At 43.8% G+C, this 15,693-nt stretch carries 13 protein-coding genes; 4 read left to right on the top strand and 9 right to left on the bottom strand.

The genetic code is table 11. The annotated features are described in order from the left end of the window. Positions 1-285: 285 nt before the first annotated feature. A complete protein-coding gene (locus ACLI09_RS02480) occupies positions 286-3,105 on the bottom strand; it encodes an AsmA-like C-terminal region-containing protein (RefSeq protein WP_411418000.1) in 2,820 nt (939 codons plus the stop codon). 169 nt (positions 3,106-3,274) lie between these two features. Here ACLI09_RS02480 and ACLI09_RS02475 point away from each other — a divergent pair, with 169 nt between their 5' ends. Then, on the top strand, positions 3,275-5,440 hold the full coding sequence (locus ACLI09_RS02475; RefSeq protein ID WP_411417999.1) for a M3 family metallopeptidase: 2,166 nt from the start codon (positions 3,275-3,277) through the stop codon (positions 5,438-5,440). Between the two features lie 154 nt (positions 5,441-5,594). Here the strand turns inward: ACLI09_RS02475 and ACLI09_RS02470 are convergent, their stop codons facing one another. From ACLI09_RS02470 to ACLI09_RS02455, 4 genes are all read right to left on the bottom strand, one after another. Next, positions 5,595-5,957 (bottom strand): nuclear transport factor 2 family protein, encoded by a 363-nt coding sequence (locus tag ACLI09_RS02470; RefSeq protein ID WP_411417998.1) that lies wholly within the window; start codon positions 5,955-5,957, stop codon positions 5,595-5,597. Next, complete coding sequence (locus ACLI09_RS02465) at positions 5,957-6,901, bottom strand: pseudouridine synthase (RefSeq protein WP_411417997.1); 945 nt, start codon at positions 6,899-6,901, stop codon at positions 5,957-5,959. The genes ACLI09_RS02470 and ACLI09_RS02465 overlap by 1 nt, the downstream gene beginning before the upstream one ends. Before the next feature lie 465 nt (positions 6,902-7,366). Further along, positions 7,367-7,792: a hypothetical protein gene (locus ACLI09_RS02460; protein ID WP_411417996.1), complete on the bottom strand. Its 426-nt coding sequence runs from the start codon at positions 7,790-7,792 to the stop codon at positions 7,367-7,369. 225 nt (positions 7,793-8,017) lie between these two features. Then, positions 8,018-8,971, bottom strand: coding sequence for a geranylgeranylglycerol-phosphate geranylgeranyltransferase (locus tag ACLI09_RS02455; RefSeq protein WP_411417995.1), 954 nt, complete (start codon positions 8,969-8,971; stop codon positions 8,018-8,020). Positions 8,972-9,117: 146 nt separating this feature from the next. Between ACLI09_RS02455 and ACLI09_RS02450 the strand changes: the two genes are divergently transcribed. Beyond that, a complete protein-coding gene (locus ACLI09_RS02450; protein ID WP_411417994.1) occupies positions 9,118-9,675 on the top strand; it encodes a hypothetical protein in 558 nt (185 codons plus the stop codon). 55 nt (positions 9,676-9,730) lie between these two features. Here the strand turns inward: ACLI09_RS02450 and ACLI09_RS02445 are convergent, their stop codons facing one another. From ACLI09_RS02445 to ACLI09_RS02435, 3 genes are all read right to left on the bottom strand, one after another. Continuing rightward, entirely contained in the window at positions 9,731-10,423 is a 693-nt protein-coding gene (locus ACLI09_RS02445; protein WP_411417993.1) for a DUF4397 domain-containing protein, read from the bottom strand. A 174-nt stretch (positions 10,424-10,597) separates the two neighbouring features. Then, positions 10,598-11,059 carry a hypothetical protein gene (locus ACLI09_RS02440; RefSeq protein WP_411417992.1) on the bottom strand — a complete coding sequence of 154 codons (462 nt, stop codon included), beginning with the start codon at positions 11,057-11,059 and terminating at the stop codon, positions 10,598-10,600. Between the two features lie 71 nt (positions 11,060-11,130). Then, complete coding sequence (locus ACLI09_RS02435; RefSeq protein ID WP_411417991.1) at positions 11,131-11,607, bottom strand: TspO/MBR family protein; 477 nt, start codon at positions 11,605-11,607, stop codon at positions 11,131-11,133. Positions 11,608-11,785: 178 nt separating this feature from the next. Between ACLI09_RS02435 and ACLI09_RS02430 the strand changes: the two genes are divergently transcribed. Further along, on the top strand, positions 11,786-12,862 hold the full coding sequence (locus ACLI09_RS02430) for a diphosphomevalonate/mevalonate 3,5-bisphosphate decarboxylase family protein (RefSeq protein ID WP_411417990.1): 1,077 nt from the start codon (positions 11,786-11,788) through the stop codon (positions 12,860-12,862). A gap of 73 nt (positions 12,863-12,935) precedes the next feature. Continuing rightward, positions 12,936-13,874: a mevalonate kinase gene (locus tag ACLI09_RS02425; protein WP_411417989.1), complete on the top strand. Its 939-nt coding sequence runs from the start codon at positions 12,936-12,938 to the stop codon at positions 13,872-13,874. 204 nt (positions 13,875-14,078) lie between these two features. Here the strand turns inward: ACLI09_RS02425 and ACLI09_RS02420 are convergent, their stop codons facing one another. After that, positions 14,079-15,692 (bottom strand): sensor histidine kinase, encoded by a 1,614-nt coding sequence (locus ACLI09_RS02420; RefSeq protein ID WP_411417988.1) that lies wholly within the window; start codon positions 15,690-15,692, stop codon positions 14,079-14,081. Position 15,693 lies beyond the last annotated feature (1 nt).

Raw genomic sequence — 15,693 nt, 5'->3', positions numbered from 1 at the left:
TTTACTTTGGCCGTTTTTTTATTTCCTGAATCGGGGGTTAGCGGTGTCCAATATCGACCAATGGCCAAAATAGAACCGCTTTAATTATAAGAAAATTCGTTCGTTAAAATAAAAATATGCCGGTTAGTTGTACAATCGGTATACTTTTTTTGAAAAAGTAAACCTTATAACATTATGATTATCAATATTATAGTTTTAAGGATTTTTAGCGGTATGCAGATTACGTTTTTTCACAAGGGCCATAAAACGCCGGTGAAGTCCCTGCCTACTGCCACTGAACATTGCCTACTCTTTCTTCGTCTCACGTTTTTCTTCCCTTACAACCGTATTAGTTTTTTCGTTGTAAATGGCATCATCAATTTTTTGCCCGGTCTTGCTAAAGATATTTATCTTGGGGTCAGAGTGTGTACCGGTTACCGTAATAGGTATCCCTATTAATCCGGCAGGGGGCAGCCCCAGGCGTATGCGCAGGTCAAGCAATCCGTCAAAACTGGTGGTGCCTTTAATAGTAGGCCTGAATAACGAAACCTTAAAAGTAAAGTCGTCTATGTGTATCAGGTTATTGTTTATGGTGGTTTTTACCACAATATTATTAAAACTGGGGTTGTTCAGCTTATCCTGCCCTGTTTTTTTGCTGATACTGCCAAACATCTTTAGCCCGTTAACCTTCACATCGCGTAGGGTAACTATACCGCCACCCTCAAGCGACTCATATATGGGGCCCATATTACCATTAAAATCGCCCTTAATGTTATAGTCTACAGAAATTATTCCCTCGGCTTTTTCGGCGGCGGTAACCAGTTCCCTAAACATGGGTATCTCATTATAAGCCCTCTTCACGCTAAAATCTTTAGCGGTAAAATGAGCATCAAAATTCGCCATAAGCGGAGACTCGTCATCATAACGGGCATCAATGCCTACCTTGCAGCCTATAATATTAAAGATAGTTTTTTTAAGCGTCATCTGTCCCTGGCTTATCCCTGCCCTGCCTGTCAGGTTATTTAGCACCAGGCCGTTGTACTCCACTTTATCGACGTTTGTTATAAGGCTTACGTCGAGGTTTGTAGGCATTACCACCACCCCGCTCATCTTGGGGTTTTCTTCTTTAGCATATTCTACCTCAGTTTTTCGGTCTTTGTTTTCGCCTTCTTTCAGCGCCATAAACTCATCTACATTTATAAGCCTGCTTTTCAGGTTAAACTCACCGTGCAGTGTGCCTTTGCTTTCAAGGAAATAGTTTATGGTATTAAGCAGGTAGCCATTCATGGCAAAGTCGCTTTTACCATAGTGGGCTATAAACTTTTCAAACCACATCTTCTCGTTCTCAAACCTGAAATTGCCCTCATTAATAAAAAACGATTTGGAAAACAGCTCACTAGTCGCCTTTATATTTTTAAGCAGTACCGTGCCGCGGTTATCCAGCTTGCTGTATTGCCCGGTTGTGGCATAGCTTTCGCGGCCGTTAAGGTTCAGGTCAGCTTTTGCATATCCGGTTACATCAAGGCCTTTTTGCGCGAATACCTTGTAGATGCGCCCCACGTTAAGCTCACCTTTAATACGTGCTTTATAAAACATATCTTCAAGGTTGCTTACCGTGGCGTTTACATATACCGGATTGCCCTCAAACACAAACGATGCCGGCGTTACCGATAGCTTCAGCCCCTCATAAGTACCTTTATCATCGGTGATATTTGCCACAAATGTTATGTCCTTTATGGGGTTAGGATAGTAACCGGTTTTCAGCCAGCCCTTTTGCAGGTTGATACTCCCTTTAGTTTTAGGCAGTAGTTTCTTAGATGCGTTGTATATTCCGTTGCTCACAATATCGGTACGCAGCATGCCTTTAAAATGAAGGTTGTTGAGGCCCAGGGCGGCATCTACCTCAGCGAGGTCGAGCGAGCCTTTTACATCGGCCTTAACCGCCATGTTATCCATGCCTTTAGTGGTTACCTTCGCCTTAAAAAAACTTTTTTCGCCCACTTTAAAGTCCAGCCCCCGCAGGTTTATGGCCAGGCGGTTCATATCCAGTGCAGGCAGCTGCCCGCTTACATCCATCTGAAAATCTTCCAGCGGCACCGGCGCCTTGCCGCTTTTTACGTAGCCGTCGCGCACTTTAGCATCAAAGCCCAGGGTGGGCTGTTGTTTTTCCTTTACGTTGTAGCGGCCTTTAAAACTAAAATGCAGGTCGGCACGGCCTTTAATCTCGGTATCTTCCATCCAGGTAAGGTATGGGGGTGGCAGTGTGGTAAACACATCTTCAAGGCGGGTATTTTCACTCGCCGCGTCTATCCCTATATTATAACCGTCGCGCCTTATGGTAAAAAAACCATTAAACTCCAGCGGAAGCCTGTTTATCCGCAACTCGTTTTTCGTCAGTATAAAGGTCAGGGCATTAGTGTTTACACGGGTTATAAGGTCGGCATGTATCTCTTTGCTTTCCAGGTAGGCCACACGGTTATACGAAAAATCGACCGAATCGATATCAGCGTTGGTTTCCAGGTCAAAAATAGCCTCGCTCAGGCCACCTTTACCCAGGTAGTTAACACCGTGTGCATCTACCAGTATTTTTGCAGAGTGGTCGTTGTATACCAGGTGGCAGTTGCGCAGGTCTACCCGGTCCAGCTGTATGGCGGTGCCTTCTTCGGGGTCATCGGGGGTACGGGGCGCGGCCGGGTCTTTTGGGCGGCTCTTGTACACATTATAATTAGCCCCGCCTGCCGTGTTTACCTTTACATTTACAAAGCCCCGGGTTACGTATAGTTCATCTACTTTTACCGTTTTATCAAAAATAAGGCGCTTAAGGTTAATGCCAAAGGCTACCCTCTCGGCCCTTAGGAGCGTATCGTTTTCAAATGGCTTACTGCCCATTAGCGATACATCATCAAGCGACACGCTTAGCGAGGGGAAATGCGTAAAGAATGAAAGTTTTGTATGGTTAAATTCCAGCCTTGAGGTAAGATGCGCATTGGCCAGCTTTTTTACTTCAGCTTCTATCTTTCCGGGAAAAAGCATGGGGAGCAAAAACATAAGCAGCAGCACTATACAAACAAGTATACCAATCCATTTAAGGGTTTTCAGGGCTATTTTTTTTACATTAAACTTCATACGTGTGGGGAAATAAATATAAATAAAGGTAGGTTTTTCCTGTTAAGGCAACATCGCATTTAACGCGGCGTTAATACTTTAAAATAATATTTAGGCGTAATTTGCGGTATAATGATTTTTTGGAAAATATTTTGCAGATAACCGTCCGGAGATAAGCTTCAGTATAACCATGGCCTTACTTTACACTCAAATTAAAAAAACGATACTTTTACTAACCTTTACCAGCATACTTATGTCGTGCCACCAGGAAAACAAAACCGAAGCCATAGGAGATGATAACCCCTTGCTTGCTACATGGGATACGCCCTATGGGGCGCCGCCGTTTAACCTTATAGAAAACAGACACTACCTTCCCGCTATTGAGGAAGCGATACGCATACACAAGGCGGAAATAGAGAGCATTACCCACAACACCGAGGCACCCGATTTTAACAACACTATTGCGGCACTGGATGCAAGCGGCAGTGTACTTACACGCGTGTATGCCGTTTTTGCCAACCTGAACACCGCTGAAACCAATGCCGACCTGCAGCTGATAGCCCAGCAGATAGCCCCTGAGATAACAAAACACAACGACGACATTTACCTGAACCAAAAACTTTTTGATCGTGTAAAACGGGTGTGGGACAAGCAGCTTGAGTATAAGCTAAATATTGAGCAAACCAAACTGCTGGAGGTTAAATACAAGGCGTTCCTGCGAAACGGGGCGGGCCTTAATGCAAATCAAAAAGAGCGGCTGCGCAAGATAAATGGCGACCTGGCCGTGATAGCTCTAAAATTTGGCGACAACGTGCTGGCAGAAACCAATGAATATGCCCTTGAAATTACCGATAAAAAAAGCCTTGCCGGACTGCCGCAGGATGCAATTGCCGCAGCAGCAGAAGAAGCGAAGGCACGGGATAAAGAAGGGAGCTGGGTATTTACATTGCAAAACGCGAGCGTGATACCGTTCCTGCAATATGCCAGGGACCGTAAGCTACGCGAGGAAATTTGGGAGGCTTACCAAAGCCGTGGCAACAATGGCAATGCCCACGATAACCGTATTAACATAGTGCAGCTGGTTAACCTTCGGATGGAGCGTGCGCAGCTGCTGGGCTATAAAAGCCATGCCGACTATGTGCTGGCCGAACGTATGGCCAAAACTCCCGAAACCGTGTTTAAACTGATGGATGAAATCTGGAAACCCGCCCTTGAAAAAGCGAAACAGGAGGAAGCCGATATAGCAAGGCTGCTAAAGGCCGATACCATTGATGGCGGCGTACAGCCCTATGACTGGCGCTACTATACCGAGAAGATTCGCCAGGAGCGCTATAACCTTGATGAGCAGGAACTAAAACCTTACTTTAGCCTTGATGGGGTGCGTAATGGCATTTTCCTGGTGTGCGACCGGCTGTATGGGCTAAAATTTAAGCAGTTTAAAGACGTGCCGGTATACCATAAGGATGTTACTGCATGGGAAGTAACCGACGGCGACGGCAAGCTGCTGGGCCTGCTGTATATGGATTTCTTTCCGCGGGCGGGGAAAAAAGGCGGCGCCTGGATGACCAGTTTCCGCAAGCAAAAAACGGTAGATGGCAAGCGCACAGCGCCCATAATCTCGATTGTGTGCAATTTTACCAAGCCTACCGCCACTACCCCATCGCTGCTTACATTTGATGAGGCGAGTACATTTTTTCATGAGTTTGGCCACGCGCTGCACGGGTTGCTCAGTAACGTTACGTATGAAAGCCTTTCCGGTACCAGCGTGCCGACTGACTTTGTAGAACTACCGTCGCAAATAATGGAAAACTGGGCCGCCGACCCTCAAGTACTGAAGCTGTATGCCAAACATTATAAAACGGGAGAAACAATACCCGACACGTTGATAGAAAAGATGCAGGCCGCCGCAACGTTTGACCAGGGTTTTGCTACAGTAGAGTACCTTGCCGCCGCCTACCTGGATATGGATTACCACAGCCTGCAGCAGCCACTCACCCAAAATGTAATGCCTTATGAAGAAGCGGGAATGGAAAAAATAGGCCTTATAAAAAGCATCATACCGCGCTACCGCAGTACCTATTATAACCACATCTTTAGCGGCGGGTATAGTGCGGGCTATTACAGCTATATATGGAGCGCGGTACTGGACACTGATGCCTTTGAAGCCTTTAAACAAACCTCTATATTCAACCGGCAGGTTGCAGCATCGTTACGTACAAAAATACTGGAACGCGGCTTTACCGCCGACCCCGCCACAATGTATAAATCGTTCCGCGGGTCAGACCCGGATATAATGCCGCTGCTGCGCAAGCGCGGGCTGCTTAAAGAGGGAGTGCGTTTAGGGGATGGGGAGTAGCCTTTTTTACTTTTGCCATTTAGTGAAACCACCCCGGCCTTCAGCCAAAATAGCTTCAATGGGGACTAAAAATTTAAGCCATAAAAAAGCCTCTTATTACTAAGAGGCTTTGTGCTTTAAAAACTTGCGGCTATAAAAACTTTCAACTTATCGCCTACCCATGGTATACCCGGGAGAAAACAATTTTACCGTCTTTAATATCGTAGGCTTCGGCCACGGCCATATCCTCTTCGCCTTCCACCTCACGGATGTATTCTATAAATACCCTGTCGGCATCGGCTGTTATGGTTTGCATCTTGTAGAATAAAGTGGGCAGCCTGTTGTAGGCACCCTGCCACCAGTCGCCCAGGGCGGCGTGGCCTGTTATAAGGCCGTTAGTTTCGGGCTGCGCTGCTTTCAGCTTGGGGCTAAAGTGGGTGGCATCTTCGGCATACAGGCCCACAAGGCGGTTAAGGTCTTTAGCGTTAAAGGCATCCATCCACTCCAGCGCTATACGGCGGGTAACATCGGCAGCCATTATATATTCTTTAGGTTAATTACCTCCTGCTCTGTAAGGTGGCGGTAGTTGCCGCGCGGCAGGTTCTTTTTAGTAAGCCCCGCAAACGACACGCGGTCTATCTTGATTACGTCATATTTAAGGCTTTCAAATATGGCACGTACCACCTTAGTATTTGGCGTACGCAGCTTTATGCCTATCTCAGTCTTTGGCTGCCCCTCAATATAGCTTACCTCGTCTATAAACAGGCGATGCCCATCGAGGGTTACGCCCTGGCTAAGGCTTTCAAAATCTTCGCCCCTCAGGTTTTTGTCCAGCGATACCTGGTATATTTTAAATGTTTTTTGGTTCGGCAATGAAAACTTACGGATGAGGTCGAGGTCATTTGTAAAAATAAGCAGCCCGGTGGTACTCATATCCATACGGCCTATAGGCTCCAGCTGGGCCTTGCCTGCACCACGCACCAGTTCGGCTACGTTGCGCCCGGTCTTGTCGCCCTCCGCATAGGTAGTAAAATTCTTTGGCTTATTAAGCAGCACATATTCTTTCTTTTCGGGCTTAATTTTAGCACCGTCAAACTCTACCTCATCGGTTAGCTTTACTTTGTAACCCATTTCGGTAATTACCTCACCGTTAACCTTTACATTACCGCTTTGTATGTAAATATCGGCATCGCGGCGGCTGCACATGCCAGAGTTGGCAATGTACTTGTTAAGGCGCAGTATATCTTTGTCTACCGGTGCTTTTACAGGTTTTGGTTCGGCATCCTTAGGGGCACGGCCTTTTATAAAAGCTGCCTTGCGCGCAGCCGGCTTAGCGCCCTCGCGGCCGTCTTCTTTTCTCGGGTCAAAAGGCTTGGCCGTTTTTGGCTTAGATGATTTATTTAGTGGCTTAGAGGGCCTGCTGCTTTTTTTCCTGTCGCTACCACCCCTGCCGGCTGATGCGCCACGCCTGTTACTTTCCATGCTGTAAAACTTATTTTGTGCAAAGATACTCTTTTAAGTCTTAAAGTTCGTAAAGTCTTAAAGTTGAAAGTTTTTAAAGTTTTAGGGAGCAGCTTCACTCGTATATAGTTGCCCTGAACAAATGAACATTTCCCTCCCATGTACGGGTCAAATATATTAGGGGAATTAGGAAGTTTCCAACTCAATCCCTACAGCTATCGCGAGATATTGTGGCCAGCAAGTTTATGACTGGCATACACAACCACCACAAGCGCAACGCACAAATCTCACTAAATAATGACTTTGGGTTAATTGGTGCGGTTTTAAGGGGCTGGCGGCTTTGATTGTAATGCTTGTAGCAGGTATATGGTGGGCTTATAAAAGTATAAAACCACCCTGTTAAGAGTGGCCTTAAATAAAAAGATAAACATAATTTTTTAGTCTTGACAGGATGCAAAAATTTATTTATAGATTAACAAGTTTAATCTAAGGTATCCACTGATATGTTTGCGTACTAAGGATTGGATAATCTAGATTAGCAAATACTATAAAATTTAAATTTGCTTTTTTCGTTACATCCATTCCTATATCACATGATTCGTATAAATTTTTATTAACACTAAAAATTATAGTTTTTTCCTTAAGAGCTATCCAATAATAGGGGGGAAATGATAGGTTAGAGAAATGAACTACTTCAGATATATCTTCATTAAAATTGATTATAATCTGAAACTTATTGTAATTACATTCGTTGCAGTATTTTTTATCGATAATTCGTCCAGAAAAACTTAACTGTCGAATAAATTCTTTATGCGAAGTGATTCTAACTTGTGTTTGTTTTTGAAGACTATCTTTATTAGTGCAATTATTTAATGACATTAATATCAAAACGAATAACATAAATGTTTTCATATTAATTTAATTTTCAATTTTACAGCCATATTATCTTTTACAGTTATCGTTAAACTTTTCTCATCTTTAATTTTAACGATATCCCTGTTACTTTCCATGCTGTAAAACTATTTGTGCAAAGATACTCTTTTAAGTCTTAAAGTTTGTAAAGTCTTAAAGTTCGTAAAGTCTTAAAGTTGAAAGTTTTTTAGTAGCAAAGTTACTTAGTTGCTTAGGGGCTCAGAGCTAAGTAGCTTCCCTAAGCAACTGCCTGCCGTGTACCAGTACTGTGGGTTCTATAAGCACTATGCTAAAAACCCCTGCAATAATAATCCCCTTGAGCAGGTTGTGCAGCAGGAGGTAATCGCTTTTAGAAGACGCATCCCACAGGCGATACAAAAAATAGATGATAATAAGCATGCCGAAATAAAAGTAGATGTCCATATAGCCCACATCATATACTTCTATTAACAGATAAACCGGTATAATGGTAAGAAAGATAAGTGCGGTAATAATACCCTTTGCGGTTTTTTCGCCAAAGATGACCGGTATGGTACGGTAATTTGCCACCAGGTCTCCCGCGAGGTTTTCAAGGTCTTTTATAAGTTCGCGCACCAGTATAAGCAGGTACAAAAAGGTGGCGTGGGCAAATATGGTACCCAGGCGTTCGCTGTCGTAATAAAAATTTTCGTTGAACTTGCTTACATACATCAGTATGCCAAAAAAGGGCAGCACGGCCAGCAATGCCGCGGTAAGGTTGCCTATAAGCGGGTACTTTTTCAGCTTATGGCTGTAAAACCAGATAAGGAAAATATAAACCGCAAAAAACAGCACCGCGCGCCAGGATATAGCCCATGCCAACAGGACAACAATACCATTTAGCGAAAAATAAACCTGTAGCTTGGTACCCTGGCTTACCAGCCTGTCGAGCATCGTTTTCTTGGGGCGGTTGATAAGGTCTTTTTGGGCGTCGTAAAAATTATTGATAATATAGCCCGAGGCAATGGCAAGGGAACAGGCAAAAACAATAATAAAAAGATTGAGGTCCAGTATAACATCGAGGGCGCGGCGGCCCTGGTCGAGTATAAAGATGGCCGAAAGGTACTGCGCCAGCACTACAATAAGTATATTATAGCCACGTACTACCGAAAACAGGCTGAAAATTTTTATCAGCACCATTTTTACCTTTCTTGACGCCATAGGGTGGTTTTAGTTTTTTAACTGCACTGCGGCCTGTTTTATTGTAACCGCCCGTAAAGATAGCAGGAAAAGACTAAATTTAAATAAACAGTAAAGCATATACCCGTTTTTGATTAAATTTACAACACACGATACAACCCTGCGCTATGAAACATATAGTAATTACTACAATAGGATTTATTGCCCTTTCCTGCGGCAGGGAAGATAAAAAAGAAGCCTCTTTACAGGCGAGTACACCCGTAAATGAAGTGCGGTTATCCGCAGATACTGCCAATGTTATAGATAGCGAACCCCCTACCGATGCCGGAGGCGATTACCAGACTATGTATATTATTGTGGCCGACACTTCTAACAACTATTATGAACTGCACAAGCAAATGTTTGCCCTGCACACTTCGCTAAAACAGGAAATTGATACTATGGGGCGCTACTACGACAAAAAGCTGGGTAAAATTATACTGCCCGAAGATGATGAAGACGATATCTATGCCGGCGAATACTATCCACGCAGGTATGCATCATCGTCTTTAAGCCTTGAATATTTAGAAATGTACAGCGATAAAGCTTCTGTGAAAACAATAGCATTGGTTGCAGGCATATATGAGTCAGAAAAAAGGGCCGACAGCGCGTTTGCACTGCTAAAGGAAAAAGCCCCAAAGGCGTTCAGGCTAAAATCTGAAGTTTATATGGGCTGTATGCATTAATAAAAAAGTAAAGGCGCCTAAAGCGCCTTTACTAACAGTAATAATCCCGGATAATTTAGTAATTCCTGATTTTTTCGGCAGTAAAGGTGTCATTGCTCCCCGTAGCGGGCGTAACAAAGCCTTTAGTGTAAATGGTATAGATACGGCCTTCGTAAATTTCCATGTCGTTAGCCGTATAAATAGCTTCTCCGGTAGCGGTATCTTTAAAGGTAAAATCATACAGGCCGCCGGGCACGCTTATAAAATCAGTAGCTTCTTTAAACTCCAGCCCTGTAGTAAGTGTATCCGAAGGTGTATTTACGCTTATCGGCGCGGCATCCGGAGACAGGTTAATAAAGCGTACCAGCGCGTGTGCTGAAGCCGGATACTCGAGCGAGTCGCGATACGTAACCAGCTCTATCTCATCAAAAGTATTTACCGCAAAGGCCGTAAAAAACTCATTGGGCTGCAATGCAATACTATCTGAAACTATAGTAGCCCCGGCGGCGTTTTTAATGCTGAGCTGGCGGTCGCCCGTGTAAAAGTTGTAATAGCCCATAGCCGTACCATAATTAAGGGCGTTGTTGTTTACCTTGTTAGCGTCGGCATAAAAATAAAGGTCGCCGCTGTTAGGGCTGGCATTGGCTACAATGCCATAGGCCACATCAGGATAGGTAACATAATCAGGTTCATCATCAATACTACATGAGGTCATTGCAATAGCTGCGGCAACGCACAGCATCATCCTGGAAACAAATTTAATTTTCATAACGTTATTTAAGTTTGTAATAAAACAATAAGATGCAGCATACCCCTATAAGGTTGCGTGGGGCCTTGTTAATTAACTTTTTTAACAGGCCAAATATAGGCTGGCGTAAGCATAAAACCTGAGAAATTTACGGTGAAGCGGGCATTTTGTGAGGTGAAATTATCAGGCTGCTGCTTAGGTATTAAGTTCCTGTAGCTTTACGGCCTGGTGCTTTATGGCATTGGCAAAATCAGCAGCTATAATAGTAAGCCGACTTTCAGATGTAATGGTAAAATCGGTAACGCTATTATAAAAATCTTCCGGATTACGGGGGTTTATACACCACCCTTCACGCAGTGAGTAGCCATAGTCAACCATTAGTTTATCCGCTTCCATTTCCACCCTCAGGCAACCCGTATACTGGTCAGAAAAATCTATGGGCAGGTAAATAACGTTTCCTTCTTGTAACGCCTTTATTTTTTGCACCCAAAAATCCAGTAAGGCGGCTAAGGTTTTCTTTACTGAGGGCATACCTTCAGCTATGATAAAATAATAGCTGTCAAAACACTCCTCTACCAGGCCCGGCACAGAAAACAGCAGGTCGTTATGGCCTTCGGTATTATTCTCTAAAAACTCAATTTTAATGATGCCAGCCATTTACATTCATTTAGTCTAACCATCCAACAATCGAAAAATCGAAAAGCCGAACGGTCTGAATTCTATTCAACCTACCTGTTCAGCCAAAAAATACCCGCGTTCAACACCGTAGCATAGGTTACCCAAGCCAGGTACAGCACCATGATGTAGCCCGCTATTTTATATATTTTACGGAACAGGAACCAGGTTTCGTATATCATAAGCCACAGCACTACTATTTCTACCAATGCTAAAAGCGGGTTTTTAAGCCCGAAGAATAAATAGCTCCACAGCATATTAAGCACAAACTGCACCCAGAAAAACGTAAGCCCTTTGCGCACTTCTGCCTCTTGCACTTCTATGCGGCCCCAAACCAGTCCGGCTGCCACACCCATGGCCGCATACAGTATGCCCCACGCTATAGGGAACACCATATTGGGCGGGGTAAAAAATGGCTTTTGCAGCGTTGGGTACCAGGTATCTACACTGGTTTGCGTTACCTGGCCCGATAAGTAGCCCAGCGTTACCGTGGTGGCTACCATAATAAGTATCTTGGTTATCTGGTTCATAGTGTTTTTTACAAAATTACATTTTAAAGGTTAGTTTTTAGGTGTGTTACTTCGTTAATTTGATGGTTCGATGTCAATCTCACGCGGTAGTGAAGCTATTCCCTCACAAGCTAAGTGCCTCAGCGCCTCAGCCGCTTCCTAAAAAAAGACATATATTTGCCTTCAAAAACTACGACCTATGATTTCCGCACAGGATTTTATACCCTCACCCTATACTGCTACCGCCGGGAACGGCAGCTTTAGCTGGAGCGCACCCAGCAACATAGCCCTTGTAAAATACTGGGGTAAAAAAGCCAACCAGATTCCGGCCAACCCCAGCATAAGTTTTACCCTGAGCGACTGCAAAACCATAACCACGCTGGGCTATACCCAAAAAAACACACAGGGCTTTTCGTTCAACCTGCTGTTTGAAGGCCAGCCCAAGGAAAGTTTCCGCCCGAAGATTGAAAAATTCTTTGAGCGTATTGAAGCCTACCTGCCGTTTTTAAACGATTATCATTTTACCATAGATACAAAAAACACGTTTCCGCACAGCAGCGGCATTGCTTCGTCGGCATCGGGTATGGCAGCGCTTGCCATCAACCTTATGAGCCTGGAGCGCCTGCTGAACCCGGCTATGACTGATGAATATTTTTACCGTAAAGCCTCATTCCTGGCACGCCTGGGCAGCGGCAGCGCCTGCCGCAGCATTAAAGGCAACGCAGTTATCTGGGGCGAACACGAGGGCACTCCCGGCAGTACCGACCTTTTTGGCATACCGTTTACAGAGGTGCACGAAATTTTCACGTCGTACCAGGACACAATTTTATTGGTAGACAAAGGCGAAAAACAGGTAAGCAGCACGCTGGGCCACGACCTGATGCACGGCCACCCCTTTGCCGAAAGGCGCTTTGCCCAGGCACATGAAAATTTAACCGCTGTTAAAGCTGCTTTGGCAACAGGCGACATTGAGGCCTTTATTAAAATAACAGAGAGTGAAGCATTAACATTACACGCCATGATGATGACCAGCCAGCCCTACTTCATCCTGATGAAACCAAATACGCTGGAGATTATCAATAAGATATGGAACTTCAGGGCGCAAACCGGTATACCCGTGTGCTTTACGCTCGATGCCGGGGCTAATGTGCACATATTATATCCCGAAAACGTTAGTAGCGATGTTTTGGCATTTATTAGGGGCGAATTGCTTGGCTATTGTCAAAACGACCAGTACATTTGCGACAAAATTGGATGGGGTGCGGCACAGGTGTAATAAACATTTGTTAAGCCCGTTTCCAGACATATTTTTTACGTACCTTTACATTCAAAATAGATTTTAGCCAACAATGAAAGGACCATTATTTTACTCAAAAATATTGCTTTTTGGAGAGCACGGTATCAACAAGGGCTCTAAAGGTTTGTCTATACCCTACAACTTCTATAACGGCGGGCTTAAAGTGACCGACAACGAAACGGAAGCCGCCATAAAAAGCAACGCCAGCCTGCGTGGTTTTGTTACCTGGCTTGAAAAGCTACAGGCCGAAGAACCTGAGCTTGTAACCTTTGACATTGCTACCCTGAAACTTAATGTGGAGGCCGGGATGTATTTTGACAGCAGCATACCACAAGGCTATGGCATAGGCAGCAGCGGAGCGCTTGTTGCCGCCATATACGACCAGTATGCTAACAATAAAATAACGGTACTTGAAAACCTTACGCAGGAAAAACTACTGAAGCTTAAAAAGATTTTCAGCAGGATGGAAAGCTATTTTCACGGTACCAGCTCTGGCTTAGACCCGCTTAACAGCTACCTGAGCATTCCTATACTTATCAACTCGCACGACAGTATAGAGGCTACCGGCATACCCATGCAAAACCTTGAGGGCAAAGGTGCTATATTTTTGCTGGACAGCGGTATTGTAAAAGAGACCGCGCCTATGGTACAGCTGTTTATGGAAAGCCTTAAAGACAAGGGCTTCCGCGCCATGATAAAAAACCAGTTCCTTAAATATACCGATGCTTCTATCGAAAGCTTTTTGCACGGCGATGTAAAGGCGCTTTTTTCGAATACAAAAAAACTGAGCAAGGTGGTATACAACCACTTTAAGCCGATGATACCGGAGCAGTTTCATGAGCTGTGGCAAAAAGGCATTGAGAGTAACGATTACTACCTTAAGCTTTGCGGCTCCGGCGGCGGTGGCTATATACTGGGCTTTGCACCCGATATAGAAAAGGCAAAAAATGCCCTGCAGGGTCATAAGGTGGAAGTAGTGTACCAGTTTTAAGAAAATCTGTTTGTCGCTTTGGCAGCTTTTATACTTTCATTTTTGTGTTAAGCAACAATTCTTCTTGCCTTAATACAGATAACCAGCTTCTTTTTTACTATCCAATAGCGTTTTCTTTGTGCCAGGGGTCTTTAAAAAATCCCGGCCAGCCGATTATGGTGTGTATGTAGCACAGGAGGAAGCGGGGCTGCAAAACAGGCGGTGTTATACTGGAAGATAAACATAAATCGTAGTGCCCCTGCCGGGCTCACTTTCAACATCCATGAAACCCTTGTGATTTTCAGTAATCTTTTTACATAAAGCCAGGCCTATCCCTGTACCTTCATACTGATTTTGTGGGTGAAGCCTTTTAAAAATTGTAAAAATTTTATTTATATACTGTTTTTCGATGCCAATACCGTTATCTGACACCAAAATTTTGTTATAGCTGCCGTCCTTTTCAGAGCCTTCCGCTATAGTTACTAATTGGGAACTAACAGTTATTTCAGGCCTTTTATTTGTAAATTTTAGCGAATTACCCATTATATTATAAAAAAGCTGGCTTATCTGTACCGGTATGCCTGTAATTACAGGGAGTGTGCCTATGGTTATAACAGCTTCTTTCTCTTTTATCAAAAATTCAAAATCTTCAGTTACATCCCTTAAAACGGTATTGAGGTCAATCGATACAAATCGTTCCGTTTCGACAGCGAGTTTAGAATAATTAAGCACGTCTTTAATCAGCCGCGACATACGTTCGGCAGAGGCATTTATTTTAGGGAAATACATTTTCTCCCGTTCCTCTTCTGTAAGGCCGCGTTCTGCTAACGATGTAAAATTGCGGATCTTGCGTAAAGGTTCCTGTAAATCATGGCTGGCAATATAGGCAAATTGTTCAAGTTCGCTATTCTTAGCCGATAATTCCAGGTTTGTAACCTTTAGGCTTTCCTGTACTTTCCTTAGCTCCTTATTATCTTTAAGCGTTTCTTCTATAAGCTTTTGCGCATTAATATCAACCATAGAAATGATGTATCCCGATATGTCGCCTTTTTCGTCTTTAATCGGCATCCCGGATACCATTTGCCATATATATCCATCTTTAGTCCGCAACCTTGCCTGCCCGGTAAACGATGTTTTTCTCCTGCGGGCAGCTTCCCATCCTTTAATTATTTCAGGTGTATCATCTGCGTGAAACATCTGTGCTATTGCTGGTGTTGAAAAATCTTTAAACCTGTTGCCAAACATTTCAGTAAGCTTTTTGTTTGACAGTGTTATTTCTCCCGAAGCAGCTACCGAAAAAACAATCATAGGCAGTGTATCGGTCAATTGCCTGTAATTGCCCTCACTCTCGCTAAGTTTTTCAGAGAGCTCTATAAGCTGTATGTTTTTTTTCCTTATTTCATCATAAGGCGATAGCGGTGTTTCCCTCTGGAAATACTCTGTAAACCCTGCAATGCGCGATTCGGAAATTATGCCGGAATATGGAACTGGCAACGTTAGTGTTATAGCATATATATTATCGCTAAAATTTATAGTTATGTTTCTTGAAAGGCGCCCGGCATAAGCATATGCTTCGGGGTTACATTCAGAAAGGTTTATATTATCATAAATTACAGCGCTAATTTCTTTTTTGCCACCGCTTAAAAAATTAATGCCCAGTATGAGGTGAGAATTTTGCCCATAAGTTATAGAGCAGCGCGCTATTTCTGACACGGCCGTGGCAAACCTGGTTTGGGCTGATATTATGAGTCCGCACATTTCAGCAAGTTTCATAGCCCGCTTATGGGCCAGTATCAGGTCCATTTCGTTATCAAGGCGTATCCGGATAATCTCTTTCATA

This window comes from Flavobacterium sp. RHBU_24, assembly GCF_046613695.1.
In the GTDB taxonomy this organism is placed as follows: domain Bacteria; phylum Bacteroidota; class Bacteroidia; order Flavobacteriales; family Flavobacteriaceae; genus Flavobacterium.
Note: the sequence above shows the minus strand (reverse complement) of the source record. Positions and strands in the feature narration are given on the sequence as shown.